This is a genomic window from Staphylococcus argenteus (genome assembly GCF_000236925.1).
GTDB classification, from domain to species: Bacteria; Bacillota; Bacilli; order Staphylococcales; family Staphylococcaceae; genus Staphylococcus; species Staphylococcus argenteus.
The window spans coordinates 1,092,823-1,110,339 of sequence record NC_016941.1 but is presented as its reverse complement, the minus strand read 5'-3'; the positions used below and the strand labels follow the sequence as shown (position 1 = coordinate 1,110,339).

Annotated in this window: 12 protein-coding genes and 1 pseudogene; 1 reads left to right on the top strand and 12 read right to left on the bottom strand. The window is 32.8% G+C overall.

Going from position 1 to position 17,517, the window contains the following annotated elements; all coding sequences use genetic code 11:
* Positions 1 to 7 precede the first annotated feature (7 nt).
* From racE to zapA, 10 genes and pseudogenes are all read right to left on the bottom strand, one after another.
* Positions 8 to 808 carry a glutamate racemase gene (gene racE / locus SAMSHR1132_RS05210; RefSeq protein ID WP_001039653.1) on the bottom strand — a complete coding sequence of 267 codons (801 nt, stop codon included), beginning with the start codon at positions 806 to 808 and terminating at the stop codon, positions 8 to 10.
* A 239-nt stretch (positions 809 to 1,047) separates the two neighbouring features.
* Positions 1,048 to 1,863, bottom strand: coding sequence for a succinate dehydrogenase iron-sulfur subunit (gene sdhB / locus SAMSHR1132_RS05205; protein ID WP_000139708.1), 816 nt, complete (start codon positions 1,861 to 1,863; stop codon positions 1,048 to 1,050).
* The gene (sdhA, locus tag SAMSHR1132_RS05200; protein ID WP_000818287.1) at positions 1,863 to 3,629 is read right to left on the bottom strand and encodes a succinate dehydrogenase flavoprotein subunit; all 1,767 of its coding nucleotides are present in this window, start codon (positions 3,627 to 3,629) and stop codon (positions 1,863 to 1,865) included. Before sdhA ends, sdhB begins: the two co-directional genes overlap by 1 nt.
* A 51-nt stretch (positions 3,630 to 3,680) precedes the next feature.
* On the bottom strand, positions 3,681 to 4,295 hold the full coding sequence (locus tag SAMSHR1132_RS05195) for a succinate dehydrogenase cytochrome b558 subunit (RefSeq protein ID WP_000079319.1): 615 nt from the start codon (positions 4,293 to 4,295) through the stop codon (positions 3,681 to 3,683).
* Positions 4,296 to 4,619: 324 nt separating this feature from the next.
* On the bottom strand, positions 4,620 to 6,401 hold the full coding sequence (gene uvrC, locus SAMSHR1132_RS05190) for an excinuclease ABC subunit UvrC (protein ID WP_000390513.1): 1,782 nt from the start codon (positions 6,399 to 6,401) through the stop codon (positions 4,620 to 4,622).
* 323 nt (positions 6,402 to 6,724) lie between these two features.
* The gene (gene trxA / locus SAMSHR1132_RS05185) at positions 6,725 to 7,039 is read right to left on the bottom strand and encodes a thioredoxin (RefSeq protein WP_001018928.1); all 315 of its coding nucleotides are present in this window, start codon (positions 7,037 to 7,039) and stop codon (positions 6,725 to 6,727) included.
* A gap of 172 nt (positions 7,040 to 7,211) precedes the next feature.
* Complete coding sequence (locus SAMSHR1132_RS05180) at positions 7,212 to 9,560, bottom strand: endonuclease MutS2 (protein ID WP_001249269.1); 2,349 nt, start codon at positions 9,558 to 9,560, stop codon at positions 7,212 to 7,214.
* A 9-nt stretch (positions 9,561 to 9,569) separates the two neighbouring features.
* Positions 9,570 to 11,282 carry a DNA polymerase/3'-5' exonuclease PolX gene (gene polX / locus SAMSHR1132_RS05175; protein WP_000161956.1) on the bottom strand — a complete coding sequence of 571 codons (1,713 nt, stop codon included), beginning with the start codon at positions 11,280 to 11,282 and terminating at the stop codon, positions 9,570 to 9,572.
* A gap of 72 nt (positions 11,283 to 11,354) precedes the next feature.
* Positions 11,355 to 11,876, bottom strand: a complete 522-nt coding sequence (locus tag SAMSHR1132_RS05170; RefSeq protein ID WP_000234077.1) for a CvpA family protein — start codon at positions 11,874 to 11,876, stop codon at positions 11,355 to 11,357.
* 7 nt (positions 11,877 to 11,883) lie between these two features.
* Positions 11,884 to 12,143 (bottom strand): annotated as a pseudogene (zapA, locus tag SAMSHR1132_RS05165) (cell division protein ZapA).
* 377 nt (positions 12,144 to 12,520) lie between these two features.
* Between zapA and rnhC the strand changes: the two are divergent.
* A complete protein-coding gene (gene rnhC, locus SAMSHR1132_RS05160) occupies positions 12,521 to 13,459 on the top strand; it encodes a ribonuclease HIII (protein ID WP_001284255.1) in 939 nt (312 codons plus the stop codon).
* 337 nt (positions 13,460 to 13,796) lie between these two features.
* Here rnhC and pheT read toward each other — a convergent pair whose 3' ends face one another.
* Positions 13,797 to 16,199: a phenylalanine--tRNA ligase subunit beta gene (gene pheT / locus SAMSHR1132_RS05155; RefSeq protein WP_000909009.1), complete on the bottom strand. Its 2,403-nt coding sequence runs from the start codon at positions 16,197 to 16,199 to the stop codon at positions 13,797 to 13,799.
* Positions 16,199 to 17,257: a phenylalanine--tRNA ligase subunit alpha gene (gene pheS, locus SAMSHR1132_RS05150; protein WP_000003564.1), complete on the bottom strand. Its 1,059-nt coding sequence runs from the start codon at positions 17,255 to 17,257 to the stop codon at positions 16,199 to 16,201. Before pheS ends, pheT begins: the two co-directional genes overlap by 1 nt.
* Positions 17,258 to 17,517 lie beyond the last annotated feature (260 nt).

Below are 17,517 nucleotides of genomic sequence, written 5' to 3'. Positions count from 1 at the left end.
AGTCCTCCTAGTCATTCACCGAAATACGTTCGACATTTACTGATAAGTTTAGCCATTCTTTTATAATATTAGTAATGTGAGTTGTATCACCTGTTGCAAAAAATCGATGGTTTGGATTTTCAGTATAACTAGCATGTTCATTACTAAAAGTTAACAGCGCACTTACTTCACGTGCTGTTTCTAAACCAGACGAAATTACAGTCTTTTTACCACCAAAATAATCATAAATTGGTTTATACAGTAATGGATAATGTGTACATCCTAAAATAACTGTATCTGCCTTACTATTTCTCCATCGTTTCAATGTTTGATGAATAACGATACTCGTAATCGTTGGATCATTATATCGCATTTGTTCTACTAATGGCACAAAACCTGGACAAGCTACCCCATGTACCTCTACATGTGGATTGATACGTTTAATGTGTGTACGATAAGCTTCTGACTTAATTGTGCCTTCCGTACCTAATACAAGGACATTTTGATTTCTAGTTGTCATAATTGCCGTCCTAGCACCTGGTTCTATTACACCAATAACAGGAATCGATAATGTTTTTTGTAAGTATTCTAATGCTACAGCTGTTGCAGTGTTACAAGCAATGACAAGCATTTTTATATCAAATTCCATCAACTTACGCGCGATTTCAACTGTATACTGTTTAACTTGTTCTCCTGGTCTTGGTCCATATGGGCATCTCCCAATATCACCTAAATAATAAATTGTCTCATTTGGTAGCTGACGCATAATTTCTTTAGCAACTGTCAGACCTCCAACACCAGAATCTATTACACCAATTGGTTTATTCATATTCGGTCATCCTTACTTTTAATTTAATTTTTAGTTTATCATAACTAAGCATTGGATTTTAGTATTATGCACTGTGTTTTACCATTTTCGTCACTAAAATAAACCGTTAAAGCATGGGTTTTCAAAATTACTTTTCATCATTTTACTATTAAAAAATCCCTTCTAAGTTATTGTGTATTTCCATTCAATTTAGTTTTGAAGGGAACATAGCATTTCTAACTCAAAAGGGATTTAATTTATTATTCTACTTCATGGTCAGAACCAAAGAATGATTTAAACATATGGAAAGTTGTTTCTCTGTTCATCGCTGCAATTGATGTTGTTAAAGGAATACCTTTAGGGCAAGCATTAACACAGTTTTGCGAATTACCACATTGTTGTAATCCGCCCGTACCCATCAATGCATTTAAACGTTCATCTTTAGTCATTGATCCAGTTGGGTGTAAGTTAAACAAACGTACTTGTGAAATTGCTTGCGCACCAACGAATTTATTATTTTCAGTAACGTTAGGACATACTTCTAAACATACACCACAAGTCATACATTTAGACAACTCATATGCCGTTTGACGTTTTTTCTCAGGCATACGTGGCCCAGGACCTAAATCATAAGTGCCATCAATTGGAATCCAAGCTTTCATACGTTTTAAGTTATCAAACATTCTTGAACGATCAACTTGTAAATCTCGAATAACTGGGAATGTGTTCATTGGTTCTAAGCGAATAGGTTGTTCTAATTGATCAACAATCGCTGAACATGATTGTCTAGCACGACCATTAATAACCATTGAACAAGCACCACAAACTTCTTCAAGACAGTTCATGTCCCATACGACTGGTGTTGTTTTTTCACCATTAATATTAACTGGGTTTCGTCTAATTTCCATTAAACACGCAATTACATTTAAATTTTCCCGATATGGAATTTCAAATGTTTCTTCGTATGGCTTAGAATCACTTGTATCTTGACGTTTAATAATTAACTTTACAGTTTTTTGTTTTGGTTTACTTTGTACTTCATGTTGTGGAGTGTCTTTTACTGATTGTTCAGTCATTACTTTTTACCCCCTTTAGACTTACTAGTATAATCACGTTTACGTGGTGGAATTAAACTCACATCGACGTCATCATAAGTAAATTGTGGCTTTTCAAATGCACCTTGGAATGAGGCCATTGTTGTTTTTAACCACTCTTCGTCATTACGTTCTGGGAATTCAGGTTTATAATGTGCACCTCTTGATTCGTTACGATTATATGCACCAATCGTGATAACACGAGCAAGTACTAACATATTCCATAATTGGCGAGTAAAGAATACCGCTTGGTTACTCCAAGTTTGAGTATCTTCCATATCAATATTTTCATAACGTTTCATTAGTTCAACAATCTTTTTATCTGTTTCTAAAAGTTTTTCATTTTCACGAACAACGGTAACATTAGCTGTCATAATCTCACCAAGTTCTCGATGAAGTTTATAAGCATTTTCAGTACCACGCATAGCTAATAATTTATCAAAACGTGCTTGTTCTTCAGCTTTACGTTCTTCAAAAATACTCTCATCCATGTCTGTATATGATCGATCAATATTAGAAATATAATCAATCGCATTTGGTCCTGCAACTGTACCACCATAAATTGCTGATAATAATGAGTTGGCACCTAATCGGTTACCACCATGTTGAGAGAAATCACACTCACCAGCCGCGAACAATCCTTTAATATTTGTCATTTGATCATAATCTACATATAGTCCACCCATTGAATAATGAACAGCTGGGAAAATTTTCATTGGTACTTTACGAGGATCATCACCAGTGAATTTTTCATAAATTTCAATGATACCACCTAATTTAACATCTAACTCATGCGGATCTTTATGTGATAAATCAAGGTATACCATGTTTTCACCATTGATACCTAATTTTTGGTTAATACATACGTCAAAAATTTCACGAGTCGCGATATCACGAGGTACTAAGTTACCATAATCAGGATATTTTTCTTCTAAGAAGTACCAAGGTTTACCATCTTTATATGTCCAAATACGTCCACCTTCACCACGTGCTGATTCACTCATGAGTCGTAGTTTATCATCACCAGGAATTGCAGTTGGGTGAATTTGAATGAACTCACCATTAGCATAAATCGCACCTTGTTGATACACGATTGAAGCTGCTGAACCAGTATTAATCATTGAATTGGTCGTTTTACCAAAGATGATACCTGGACCACCAGTTGCCATAATAACAGCGTCTGAACCAAATGTTTCGATTTCAGCGGTTGTCATATTTTGTGCAACAATACCTCTTGCAGTATCGTCATCACCTTTAACTATGCCAAGAAATTCCCAACCTTCATACTTTGTAACTAGTCCATCTACTTCATATGCACGTACTTGTTCATCTAATGCATATAATAATTGTTGTCCAGTTGTTGCCCCTGCATATGCTGTTCTGTGGTGTAATGTTCCACCGAAACGTCTAAAATCTAAGAGACCTTCATTTGTTCTATTGAACATAACGCCCATACGGTCTAATAGATGAATAATCTTAGGTGCTGCCTCTGTCATCGCTTTAACAGGTGGTTGATTTGCAAGGAAGTCTCCACCATAAACTGTATCATCAAAGTGAATCCAAGGAGAATCGCCTTCCCCTTTAGTATTGACCGCACCATTAATGCCACCTTGGGCACAAACAGAGTGCGAACGTTTTACCGGCACAACTGAGAACAAGTCTACATGTGCACCTTTTTCTGCCGCTTTAATTGTTGACATTAAGCCTGCTAGGCCACCTCCGACAACAATAAGATGTTTCTCTGCCATAAAAATGTCACTCCCCTAAATTTTCAATCTATTTTTGTTAAATGCGATGTATTACATAAAGGCAATAATTGCAGTAACACCAATATACGAAATAACTAAGAATACGATTAATGAAACCCAAGTAAATACACGTTGTGATTTTGGAGATTGTAGCCCACCCCAAGTAACTAAAAATGACCATAAGCCGTTAGCGAAGTGGAACACAACTGCAATAATACAAACGATATAAAATGCTGCCCAAAATGGATTTTGTAATGTTTCATGCATTAAATCGTAATTCACTTCTTTGCCGTAAAATGCTTTTTGTAAACGTGTTTGCCATAAGTGAATACCTATAAAAATAAATGTCAGGATACCACTTACACGTTGGAAGAAGAACATCCAGTTTCTAAAAATTGAGTAATGTCCAACATTTTCCTTTGCTGTAAATGCAATGTGTATACCAAACAAACCATGATATAACAATGGAATATATATGAATAAAAATTCTACAATGATTAGAAATGGTAATGATTCCATGAAATTCGATGCTTTATTAAACGCTTCAGCACCTTGTGTTGCTTGGTGGTTCACTAATAAATGAACGACCAAAAATGCACCTATTGGGATAATACCTAATAACGAATGTATACGTCTTAGATAAAATTCATTTTTTGATTGAGCCAAAAGGAGTCCCCCCTGTGAACGAATATTTAATTTATTGAGCTATTTATATTAAACGTACGTCAAACCCCTAAAGTGTTAAAAATTTCTAACGTTGTTGTTATCATTAAAGTAATTATATTAAATACAAATACACACTGGACGATCACCAAACTGCATGTCGAACAATGTAAAATTTGGATTTAATATTTAAAATTACAATTGGATGATAAGCTTTCTCATTTAGAAAACGCTTCCACGCACATTCAAAAAAATAACTTTGTTAACCATATTGTAACATTATTTCTTATATTTTGGGGCATGAGAATGATTCTCACGCCCTGTAATTTATTTATGCAATTGTTCTTGTAAGTTTTTGGCGACATTTTCAGGAATACCAATATTTTTAAATTCTTCAAGTGTCGCTTCTTTCATCTTTTTAATAGATCCAAATGTACGTAGCAATAACGTTTTACGTTTACTACCAATACCATCTATATCATCAAGTATCGATTTTAATCCAGTCTTTTGTCGTGTTTGTCTATGGAATGTGATGGCGAATCTATGGACTTCATCTTGAATTCGATGCAATAAATAAAATGCTTGGCTATTTTTCTTAAGCGGAACAATCTCTGCACTTGCACCATATAACAGTTCAGAAGTTTGGTGTTTATCATTCTTTTGTAACCCAGCTACAGGTATGTCTAGACCTAATTCATTTTGTAAAACATCAATGACACCGTTCATATGTCCTTTACCACCATCTACAATTATTAAATCGGGTAATGGCAAACCTTCATTTAACACACGTGTATATCGACGTCTCACTACTTCACGCATTGATTTATAATCATCAGGTCCTTGGACCGTTTTAATTTTATATTTTCTATAATTTTTCTTATCTGGTTTACCATCTACGAAAGTGACCATTGCTGAAACTGGATCCACACCTTGAATATTAGAGTTATCAAAAGCCTCAATTCTAATAGGCGTTTGAATACCCATTTGCGTTCCAAGTTCTTCAATTGCTTTAATTGTTCTAGACTCATCTCGCGATATCAATTCAAATTTGTTATTTAACGACACTTTAGCATTATGCGCCGCTAAGTCTACCATTTCCTTTTTAGGGCCTCTCGCAGGTTGCACAATTTTAGTATCCACAACAGATTGAATCATTTCTTTATCTAGATTGCGTGGTACATGAACTTCTTTAGGTAAAATATGTTGGTTTAAGCTATAAAATTGACCAATAAATGTATAAAATTCTTCCTCTTCGGTTTGTTGTAATGGAATCATAGTTGTATCGCGTTTAATCATATTCCCTTGTCGTATAAAGAATACTTGAATACACATCCATCCTTTATCAACACTATAACCAAATACATCACGAATCGTTTTATCCGTTGACATAATTTTTTGTTTGTTAGTTAAATTTTGAATATGTTGAATTAAATCTCTATATTCTTTAGCACGCTCAAAATCTAGCGATTCACTTGCACTTAACATACGTTCTTCTAAACTTTTTAATATTGTTTTATCTTCACCATTAAGAAAGTCTGTAATTTCCTTCGTCATTTGAGCATATTTACTCAAATCAACATCATATACACAAGGTCCTAAGCACTGTCCAATATGATAATAAAGACATAATTTGTCTGGCATCTTATCACATTTGCGATATGGATATATTCTGTCTAATAATTTTTTTGTTTCTTGAGCAGAATACGCATTCGGATAAGGTCCAAAATATTTACCGGTACCTTGTTTAACAGTTCTCGTTACAAGGAGTCTAGGATATTTTTCTTTTGTAATCTTAATAAATGGATAACTTTTATCATCTTTTAATAAAATATTGTATCTAGGTTGGTATTGTTTGATTAGATTTAATTCAAGTAATAATGACTCAGTTTCACTTGATGTAACGATAAATTCAAATTGTCGAATTTCACCAACGAGTCTTGTAGTCTTAGCATCATGTGCGCCCGTAAAATATGATCTAAGTCGATTCCGCAACTTTTTAGCTTTTCCGACATATATCACTTGATTATTTCGATCTTTCATCAAATAGCAACCTGGCTCCATAGGCACAACATTTAATTTATTCTTAATCGCCTTTTTATAGTCTTCCAAAAATATCCCCCCTTCTCTTTAAAATTAAAACATTCCCATAAAAGTCACGTTTACTTTTGAAAAGCTTTTAAAACTTCAATAAATATGCCATTTTCAAATCAAAGTATCATTTAATTAAACATTTGCTCAGTAAACCATTACTATGTCACATATTACTGCATGTTATTTATTTAACACAATGTATCTTAAGAAAAGTTTTAATGGACTTATTTCATATTAAAGTAACTACCAGCTTCTAAAAACTCCAATTTTATATATAACAACACATAAATAAAAACTGGAGCAATTCATAGAAGAATGCCCCAGTCGTCATTAGTTGTAACTTATAAATGTTTATCTAAAACTTCAGCTAAGTTTTCTTTTGGTTGGAAACCAACAACTTTATCAACTGGTTGACCATCTTTAAAGACGATTAATGTTGGAATACTCATCACTTCATATTTAGCTGCTGTTGATGGATTTTCATCAACGTCTAATTTTAAAATATCAGCTTTACCTTCGTAATCAGCTGCTAATTCTTCTAATACTGGAGCGATCATTTTACATGGACCACACCATGTTGCCCAAAAATCTACTAATTGTACACCTGATTCTACTTTTGAATCAAAATCTGCATCAGTTACTTTTACGATTGCCATAAATGCCAATCCTCCTTAATTATTGTTATGATGTTCAAATTATATCAGATATCATGCTTCATGTATTTCTATTTGCTCAATTTTTATGCTTATTTCAAATAACACGTTTGAAATGTATTCTTGTTGCTTTACATTATTTTAACTTTAGCTATTTAATTTATCAAACTATAATTTATTTTAATGTTGCGACAGTAACGCCGAAGCCACCTTCACTTGGCATACCACCTCTAAAATCACTTACACTTTTATGTTTTTTCAAATGTTGTTGCACGCCTTTTTGAAGCGCACCTGTACCTTTTCCGTGAATAATATAAACTTGTTCATAATTACTCAAAACTGCTTGATCAAGATACTGATCTAACTCCATTAAAGCATCTTCATAACGATAGCCTCGTAAATCTAGTTCCGTTTTAATTATTTGTCTATTTTGACGTGTAACCATTTTAGTTGGTTTAACTTTTTCTTTTTGTTTTTTCTCTAAATCATCAATCGGCAATTTCATTTTAATAATGCCCATTTGAACAATTGCTTCTTCCTCATTGACGATTTCTAAAACTTCACCTTTTTGACCATATGACAAAACTTTCACTTCATCGCCAGCGACAATTTTATCGTATTTTTGTTTTTGTACATTTTGTTTAATAGATTTCGCTTCATAATGATCATCAAGTCGTTTTTTCTTATCAATAAGTTCATGCTCTTTAACATCTGCACCTTTTTGTTCACGCAATTGTCTTAAGTCTTTAATAATATCATCAGCTTCTTTTGTTGCAGCTTTAATTTTTTGATTTGCTTTTTCTTTAGCATCTTCAATTAAAGACTTTTCATAATTTTGATATTGATGATATTGCTTAGTTAAATCATCGTGTACTTGCTCCGCTTCCTTAACAAGTCGATCTAATTCTAATCGTTGTGTTTCTACACGTTTATAATTACGCTCTAATGATTCAATCATTTCATTTATTTCTTTTTCATCAGTACCAATCATTGTTTTAGCCTTGTTAATAATATTCAAACTTAGGCCTAACTTTTTAGAAATATCAAACGCATTGGAGCGACCAGGTACACCCATTAACAATTTATATGTTGGGCTTAATGTATCTACATCAAATTCTACGCTTGCATTCATGACACCTTCTCGGTTGTAACTATATGCTTTAAGCTCAGGATAATGTGTTGTTGCCATTACAAGTGAACCAATTTTTCTAACATGATCTAATATACTCATTGCTAATGCTGCACCTTCACTTGGATCGGTACCAGCACCTAATTCATCAAATAATACTAAACTATGTTTATCTGCATGCTTTAAAATTTCAACAATATTTGTCATATGCGATGAAAAAGTTGATAGCGATTGTTCGATTGATTGTTCATCCCCAATATCACAATATACATTTTTAAACACACTTAACTGACTGCCATCTAGTGTCGGAATTAACAAACCAGATTGTGCCATAATAATAATTAAACCTAGTGTTTTTAAAGTAACTGTTTTACCACCAGTATTTGGCCCTGTAATAATTACTGTCTCAATATCTTCCATAAATTCAATCGTATTAGCTACGACTGCCTCACGATTTAATAATGGATGGTATGCTTTCGGTAAATATACAGTGCGTTCCTCTTTGAATATAGGTTTAGTCCCTTTAATACTTCTACTGTATCTGGCTTTCGCTATTAAGAAGTCTAAGTGACCCATAACTTGTTCTGCAACAAGCAATGCATCTTTTTCAACTGCAACATTGCCAGTTAATTGAGTTAATATACGTTCTTTTTCAATTGCTTCATCATGACGTAATCGACTAATTTGGTTATTCATTTCAACAACAGAAGAAGGTTCGATATATAACGTTTGACCTGATGCAGATTGGTCATGAACAATACCATTAAAGTCTTGACGATACTCTGCTTTAACAGGTATAACATTTCTTTCATTACGAACAGTTACTATGGCATCTGATAATTTCTTTTGATTTGCTTGGCTTTTAACAATTCGATCTAAGTTTTGTCTAATACGTTGATTTGTACTTGAAATTTTACTTCTAATTCCTTGTAATTCATAACTTGCACTATCATATAAATCATACGTATCACATGTTTCATTAATTTGCTGAAAAAGATCTGTTAAAACTGGTAATTGATTCATCTTTTCATCTAAAATAGCATATTTAACTTCTTCATCTTCCTCAACTAATTGGTTATAAAAAGTCTTGAATTGATTTTGCACTTGAATTAATCGTTTTATCAAGTTAAGTTCAGATACATTTAAAACGCCGCCAATATCTGCTCTATGAATTAAAGCTGATACTTTTGACAATCCACTAAGGCTAGGCAATCGATGCTTATTATAAATTTGTGCTATTTCATCAGTTTCTTCCATTTGAAATACAACCGTTTCATAATCGGTCGCTGGTATCATTTGATTTACTTTTTCCAAGCCTAAGTCACTAATTGTTTCATTGGCAACGAGTGATTTTATTTTTTCAAATTCTAAGACGTCTAATGTTTTTTGTCTCATAAAATCCCTCTATTTCTTAAGTTTTTTATTATTTTCAATAAATTCTTTAAAAGCGTCACGAGATAGCGTATTTATAACTCTATCCTTTGTAACAAAACCTTTTTGTGCAGTCGCCACACCATATGCCATAAATTCTAAATGATTTATATGATGCGCATCTGTATTAATAGTTAATTTAACATTTGGGTATTTTCGAACAATATCTGCATTTAGGTCAAGTCGATGCGGATTTGCATTTATTTCTAAAATTGTATTCGTTTCTTCAGCTAATGATACTAATTGTTCAATGTTTGGTTTATAACCTTCTCTTCTACCTATGATCCGGCCAGTTGGATGCGCAATATGTCGCACATAAGGATTACGGCATGCATTAGCTAAACGTTCCATAATTTGTTCTTCTGATTGATTAAAACTTTGGTGTATAGCTGCAATAACATAGTCTAGTTGCGCTAGAATTTCATCATCATAATCTAGTGAGCCATCGGGTAAGATATCCATTTCTGTACCTGAATAAATATCAATCTCTTTATATTCTTTATTTAATGCTTTAATTTCTTCATTTTGTCGTAAAAGTCTTTCTACTTGTAAACCATTAGCTACACGTAAACTTTGTGAGTGATCTGTAATCACCATATAGTCATATCCTTTTGCAATATTTGCTTCTACCATATCACGAATAGAAAACGCACCATCACTATACGTTGTATGCATATGAATATCCCCATTAATATCATCTAACGTAATGATATTATTTAAATCTTTATCGAATTCACTTCCATCTTCTCGCATAGCAGGTGGAATAAAATTCACATTAAAATGTTCGTATATTTTTGCTTCACTATCATATTGAATTAATGTACCATCTGCTTGTTCAATACCATACTCACTTACTTTTTCATTTTGCGCTTTTGCTAGTTGTCGAATTCTAATATTATGTTCTTTTGAACCTGTAAAATGTTGCAATGTATGGTAAAAGGCACTTGGTTCAATTAAACGAAAATCTACGCCAATGGTTTCATCATCAAAAGATAATTCTAAAGATACCTTCGTATTTCCAACCGCAACTTCTTTAACTTTATTGGGTATTTCTAACAATTGTTGTTGGACTTCTTTTGGCTTATTAGTACTAATAATAAAATCTAAATCTTTACTCTTTTCTTTATAACGACGGAAACTTCCTGCTGATGAATATTGATCAATACCTTCCAAAGTATCTATATAACCAACAATTTCTTTATTAAGTCTTCGCATTTGATCAATTGGATAACTATCTTTTTTAGCACCAAGTTGCTTAACAGCTTCTAAAATATTTTGCTCAGTTTTTTTAGCAAAACCACTTAATTCACTCACTTTGCCATTTTCACAAGCAACCTGTAAACTTTCTTTATCAATAATATTTAATTCTTTATATAATTTCGCGATTTTTTTACTGCCAAGTCCTTGAATTTTCAATAGAGGAATCAAACCTGCTGGTACTTCCTCTTGCAATTGTTGTAAATATTGTGATTCTCCAGTATTTCGATAATCATTAATTACTTCTGCAACACCTTTGCCGATACCTTTTAATTCCGTTACATCTGAAATGTCTTCTAAAGGACGTTCGTCTAATTCAAGACTTTGTGCCGCTTTTCTATAAGCAGAAACTTTAAAAGTATTTTCACCTTTCAATTCCATATAAGTTGCAATTTGTTCTAATAATTTAATAACATCTTTTTTTGTCATAATAACACTCCATAAAAAGAAGACCAGGACGTATCTTTAATATATACCTTTGTCCTGACCTCTTATGATTAATTATAAATTGATTGTGAATGCCGATAAATACGGTATGTGATATATCAACGAATGACTTACTATTGATATTTTAAGTTGATGTTGTAACGCTTCATTTGGGTACAATGCAAGTAAATAAAGTGTGAAGTTCAAGAATAAAATCGCCATTAATACTCCTGCAACCATACCCATTGCACGACTAAAAATATGAATGTTTTGATACGCTATTATTTTATCAAAAGTTACGATAATTAGATATAAAATGAACTTGCAAAGTAATGCAATTAATAAGAACGCAACAATCGCTTCAAATCGAAATTGTAGATGATTAAAATGAAACGCAAATTTAGTACTAAATGCTGCCGTTTTTGGATATGGGATAAAAACAATTAATCGTTCTACAATTGATTTATAAAATTGATTGGCAATCCATAAAGATACTATTGTCGCACTAAAGTGTATTAAAGATAACCAAAAACCACGTCTGAATCCAATGATTACAAAGAAAGTAAAGATAAGGATTATTATAAAATCGATGACCATTTAATGTTCACGCTGCTGTAATTGATGAATTTGTTTTTTCAAACGACGATTTTCTTCTTCTAATAATACTTTTTCATGCATAATATTTACAGCAGTCAAAATTGCTTTTCTAGAAGTATCTAAACCTGCTGCTTTATAGCCTAATTCTTTAATTTTATCGTCAACTAAATGTGCTACATAACGAATATGCTCTGGATTATCTTCCCCAACTATAGTAAAAAGTTGATCATTGATAGATACGTTTACTTTATTTTTAAACTGTGCCATTTAATATTTCTCCTGATCCTTTATTTATAAACTAATTTTAAGTTATAAAGCATGACTTCGAAGTTTGATTTTACTGTTAATTAATTTTGTTTAATGAAACTACAACTCAAACTTTAAAGATAGCTGGATGATTTTTATATTTATTTACAACTTTAAATTTTTAAAATGAAGTAAAGATATTATTATTCGATGCCTCATCATGATTTAAATTGTGTCACTATAACATTTTCATAAACATTATACATGACCACTATGTATTTTGTAAGTAGCAGCAATTAATTCTTTATAACATATATAAATGTTTCAGACACTGTAACCATTTATGATATGATAATTTTTGCTAACGATTAAGATTTCATATGAAAGGATTTATTCAAATGGCGAATATCGTATTCAAACTGTCAGACAAAGATATAGCAACATTAATGTCACGCATATCGTTTGATACTGAGCAATTACCACAAGGTATGAAAGCACGTAGTAAACATCAAAATACAACTATAAATATTTACAACTCAGGTAAAGTGATGTTTCAAGGTAACAATGCAGAAACTGTCGCTAAAGAACTACTACCAAATTATTCACAAGTAAATACAACTAAAAGTTCCAAGAAGACAAATTCTAAAGCTGATATTGATATTACTTTAAAATATAACCAATATAACTGTATCGGAAGTGATGAAGCCGGTAGTGGTGATTATTTTGGACCTTTAACTGTATGTGCTGCGTATGTTTCAAAAGAGCATATTCCTATTTTAAAAACATTAGGTGTAGATGATTCCAAAAAATTAACCGATGTTAAAATCGTGGAACTTGCAGAACAATTGGTTACTTTTATTCCACATTCTTTGCTGACATTACATAATGATAAATACAATATTCAGCAAGCAAAAGGCTGGACGCAAGTAAAAATGAAAGCTGTACTACATAATGAAGCGATAAAAAATGTACTCGGTAAAATCGAGACTTCTGAGTTAGATTATATTGTCATTGATCAATTTGCAAAACGAGAAGTATATAGTCATTATGCTTTATCAGATGTACCATTACCAAAACAAACTAAGTTTGAGACTAAAGGCGAATCAAAGTCACTTGCGATAGCAGTTGCAAGTATCATTTCACGTTATGCATTTGTGACATATATGGATCAAATTTCAAAAAATATTAATATGACAATACCTAAAGGTGCCGGTGCCAAAGTAGATTTAGTCGCTGCTAAAATAATAAAAAAATATGGTATTTCACGATTAGATGCAATATCAAAAAAGCATTTCAAAAACCGTGAAAAAGCCCAAAAAATTTTAAAGCCTCTTTGATTTTTAATCATTAGAGGCTTTTATGCAGTTGTGCGGAGCATCAACTGTATTCCACTATTCCTCTTTGATTTTTAATCATTAGAGGCTTTTATGCAGTTTTGCGTAGCATCAACTGTATTCCGCTATTCCTCTTTGATTTTTAATCATTAGAGGCTTTTATGCAGTTTTGCGTAGCATCAACTGTATTCCGCTATTCCTCTTTGATTTTTAATCAATTGTGGAACCTAATAGTTCTTCTATTAGGTAAGTCATACTAATTTGCTTTGCTAAAAATAAACCCCCATGTTAGGAATATCATTCTATTTCAGATATCCTAATCCATGGGGTTTTGTTGTTATTATCTGATAACAGCACCTTGCTCAATTAAAGCTGCTTCAATTTTATCTTGTACTTTAGAAACACGTTCATCTGTTAATGTTTCCTCTGTATCTAAATAATTCAAACGTATCGCAATAGATTTCTTACCTTTTTCTAAATGATCACCTTGGTATACATCAAATACAAGTGTATCATGTAAAATTTTCCCACCATGTTCATGAATCGTAGCTAATAAATCAGCTGCTGGAATATTTTGATCCACTTCCATAGCAATATCACGAGACATGCCTGGGAATCTAGGTATAGGCTGATAGTTAATGTAACCAACAGGTACTGACATTAACACATCAAAGTTCAATTCAAAAACATATGTGCGTTTCAAATCATTATCAGCAGCTAAAGTAGGATGTAATTCACCGATAAACCCAACTACTTCATTATCTAATAAAATTTCAGCAGTGCGACCAGGGTGCAAGCCATCAATATTCGCTCGACGATATTCAAAAACAAGGTTTAATTTTTCAGCTACTCGATCTACAACACCTTTCGCTAAATAAAAATCGACAACCTCTTTCTTCCCTTGCCATTGGTTCACAACATAATCACCTGTTAATATACCACTCAAATATTCAACTTGATCTGGTAATTTCCCTTCGCCATTTGCAAAGAAGACATTTCCAATTTCAAATAATTTTACATCTTTATTTTTACGCGCCACATTATAAGAAGCCGCTTCAATTAAGTGTGGTAATAAACTTTGTCGTAGTGAAGAATGTGCCTCACTCATTGGCATTAATAAATCAATCGTCTCACGTTGTTGCATCGCAAATGCTGTTGCATTTTCTTTCGATACTAATGAATACGTAATCGCTTGATCTAATCCAGCACCTTCTAAGACTTCTTTAACCATTCTTGTTTTATATTGACGATCCGTTAACTGTCCGCTCGTTACTTTATCAAATACTGGTAATGTTGAAGGAATGTCATCATAACCATAAATACGTGCAACTTCTTCAATTAAATCTTCTTTAATCGTAATATCTTTACGACGTGATGGCACTTTTACAGTAATCACATCGCCATTTAAATTAGTTTCAAACCCTAATTGATTAAAAATAGTCACAATATCACTTTGCGTCAAATCAAAACCAATTGTTCGATTAATTTTTTCAGCAGTAATATCGATAGGTGTGATTAAAGCACCTAGATTTCCAGATGCCACAGTATCTTTTAATACTTTACCGTTTGCGTATGTTTGTAATAAATAACACGCTCTGTCAACGGCTTCGTTTACAAATTCTGTCGCAATACCTTTTTCAAAACGACTTGATGACTCACTACGTAAATTTAAACGTCTTGAAGTATGACGAATTGAAACAGGATCAAAAATTGCACCTTCTACAACAATATTAGTCGTGTGATCTTTAACTTCAGAGAAGTCGCCACCCATTACACCTGCTAAAGCAATTGGTGTCTGACCGTTTGTAATAACGATATCGCTTGTTAATAAATTACGCTCTACATTATCTAATGTTGTCATTTTTTCGCCTTCATTAGCTTGACGTACAACGATTTGTTGTGATCCTATCGCATCTTGGTCAAACATATGTAATGGTTGACCGTATTCCAATAGCACATAATTAGAAATGTCGACAACATTATTAATCGGACGGATACCGGCTTTTATAAGTCTCGCTTGCATCCATATCGGTGAAGGAGCAATTGTGACATCATGAACAACACGCGCACTATAATATGGTACTTTTTCTTCATTTTCAATCTTCACAGTCAATTCATCATTTGCAGATAAATCAAGCTCATTTGATGCTGTCTCTGGCTTCGTCATTTTTGTATTATATAATGCAGCAACTTCATATGCCGTACCAATCATACTTAATGCATCAGCTCTGTTTGGTGTTAAATCAAATTCCATTACTTGGTCATTTAAATATAAAGCTTCCAATGCATCTGACCCTGGAACTTGTTTTTCATTAAATACGTAAATGCCAGATTCATAATTTTTAGGTACATAATTACTAGAGATTCCAATTTCTTGAAGTGAACAAATCATACCTTCTGAACGCTCACCACGTAATTTGGCACGTTTAATTTTAATACCACCAGGTAATCTGCCACCAACTTTTGCAACTATAACATACTGTCCTGCATCAACATTCGGTGCACCACATACAATTTGTACTGGTTCTTCCTCACCGATATCTACTTGACACACATTTAATTTATCAGCATCAGGATGCTTTGCTTTTGACTCAACATATCCTACGACTAAGTTTTTAATATCTTTAGTGTAGTCAATTAAATCATCAACTTCTATTCCTGTACGTGTAATACGTTCTGCTAAATTAGAAACAGAATCATTTACTGTTACATATTCTTTCAACCATTCGTTTGATATCAACATTACATGTCACCTCTATCTTCTACTGCTTTAAATTGATCTAAAAATCTCACATCATTTGTATAGAAATGACGAATATCTTCAATTCCATATTTCAACATAGCAATACGGTCTGGTCCCATACCAAATGCGAATCCTGAGTATTCTGTAGAATCAAATCCTGCCATTTCTAGTACATTAGGGTGTACCATACCAGCGCCTAAAATTTCAATCCATCCAGTATGTTTACAAACATTGCAACCTTTACCTTTACATTTGAAACATGATACATCTACTTCAACTGATGGCTCAGTGAATGGGAAGTAACTTGGGCGTAAACGAATTTCACGATCAGCACCGAATAATTTTTTCGCCAGCAATTCTAGTGTACCTTTTAAGTCACTCATCTTAACATTTTTATCGACTACTAATCCTTCAATTTGTGTAAATTGATGACTATGTGTCGCATCATCAGAGTCACGACGATACACTTTACCTGGACAGATAATTTTAACTGGACCTTGACCATTACGTGATTCCATTGTACGCGCTTGAACAGGTGATGTATGGGTACGTAGTAAAATCTCATCAGTAATGTAGAAACTATCTTGCATGTCACGAGCAGGATGTGATTTCGGTAAATTCAACATCTCAAAGTTATAATGATCTTGTTCAACTTCGAAACCATTAACAATTTCATAACCTAATCCTAAGAATAAGTCTTCAATTTCTTCAATTGTTCTTGTTAATGGATGTTTTGAACCTATTTCAATATGACGACCAGGTAATGATACATCAATGGTTTCTTCAGCCAATTGCTTGTTCAACTTTTCTTTAACTAGCATTTGTTGTCTTTCATCTAATTCATTTTGAATTGTTTGGCGCAATTCGTTAACTTTTTGACCGAAAGCCGGCTTCTCTTCATTAGGTAAGTCTTTCATCAATTTCATTAAGCCACTAACTGATCCTTTTTTACCTAAGTACTTCACTTTAACTTCTTGCAGTGCACGTTCATCATTCGCTTCGTTAATATCAACAAGCGCTTGTTGTTTTAACTCTGACATTGTTTGTTGTTCAGACATATGCCACTGACCTCCCTATTTATACTGTTCATTTTCAAATTATTATATTTGTTGTTTAACTAAAAAAAAAAGACCTTCATCCTCTTAAAAAATAAGGGACGAAAGTCATTTCCGTGGTACCACCCAAATTTATGCTTACGCATACACTTGTTTAATATTGATAACGGATTATCTTTCCGACTTAAATCTCTTTAAGTAACCAAAAAGGTGAAAAGATTTTAAATAATAGGAATAACTTACAGTCACGGTCATTCTCCCTG

Coding starts and splice junctions, on each gene's coding strand:
- racE (WP_001039653.1), bottom strand. CDS start 808: ATGAATAAACCAATTGGTGTAATAGATTCTGGTGTTGGAGGTCTGACA.
- sdhB (WP_000139708.1), bottom strand. CDS start 1,863: ATGACTGAACAATCAGTAAAAGACACTCCACAACATGAAGTACAAAGT.
- sdhA (WP_000818287.1), bottom strand. CDS start 3,629: ATGGCAGAGAAACATCTTATTGTTGTCGGAGGTGGCCTAGCAGGCTTA.
- trxA (WP_001018928.1), bottom strand. CDS start 7,039: ATGGCAATCGTAAAAGTAACTGATGCAGATTTTGATTCAAAAGTAGAA.
- SAMSHR1132_RS05180 (WP_001249269.1), bottom strand. CDS start 9,560: ATGAGACAAAAAACATTAGACGTCTTAGAATTTGAAAAAATAAAATCA.
- polX (WP_000161956.1), bottom strand. CDS start 11,282: ATGACAAAAAAAGATGTTATTAAATTATTAGAACAAATTGCAACTTAT.
- SAMSHR1132_RS05170 (WP_000234077.1), bottom strand. CDS start 11,876: ATGGTCATCGATTTTATAATAATCCTTATCTTTACTTTCTTTGTAATC.
- rnhC (WP_001284255.1), top strand. CDS start 12,521: ATGGCGAATATCGTATTCAAACTGTCAGACAAAGATATAGCAACATTA.
- pheT (WP_000909009.1), bottom strand. CDS start 16,199: ATGTTGATATCAAACGAATGGTTGAAAGAATATGTAACAGTAAATGAT.
- pheS (WP_000003564.1), bottom strand. CDS start 17,257: ATGTCTGAACAACAAACAATGTCAGAGTTAAAACAACAAGCGCTTGTT.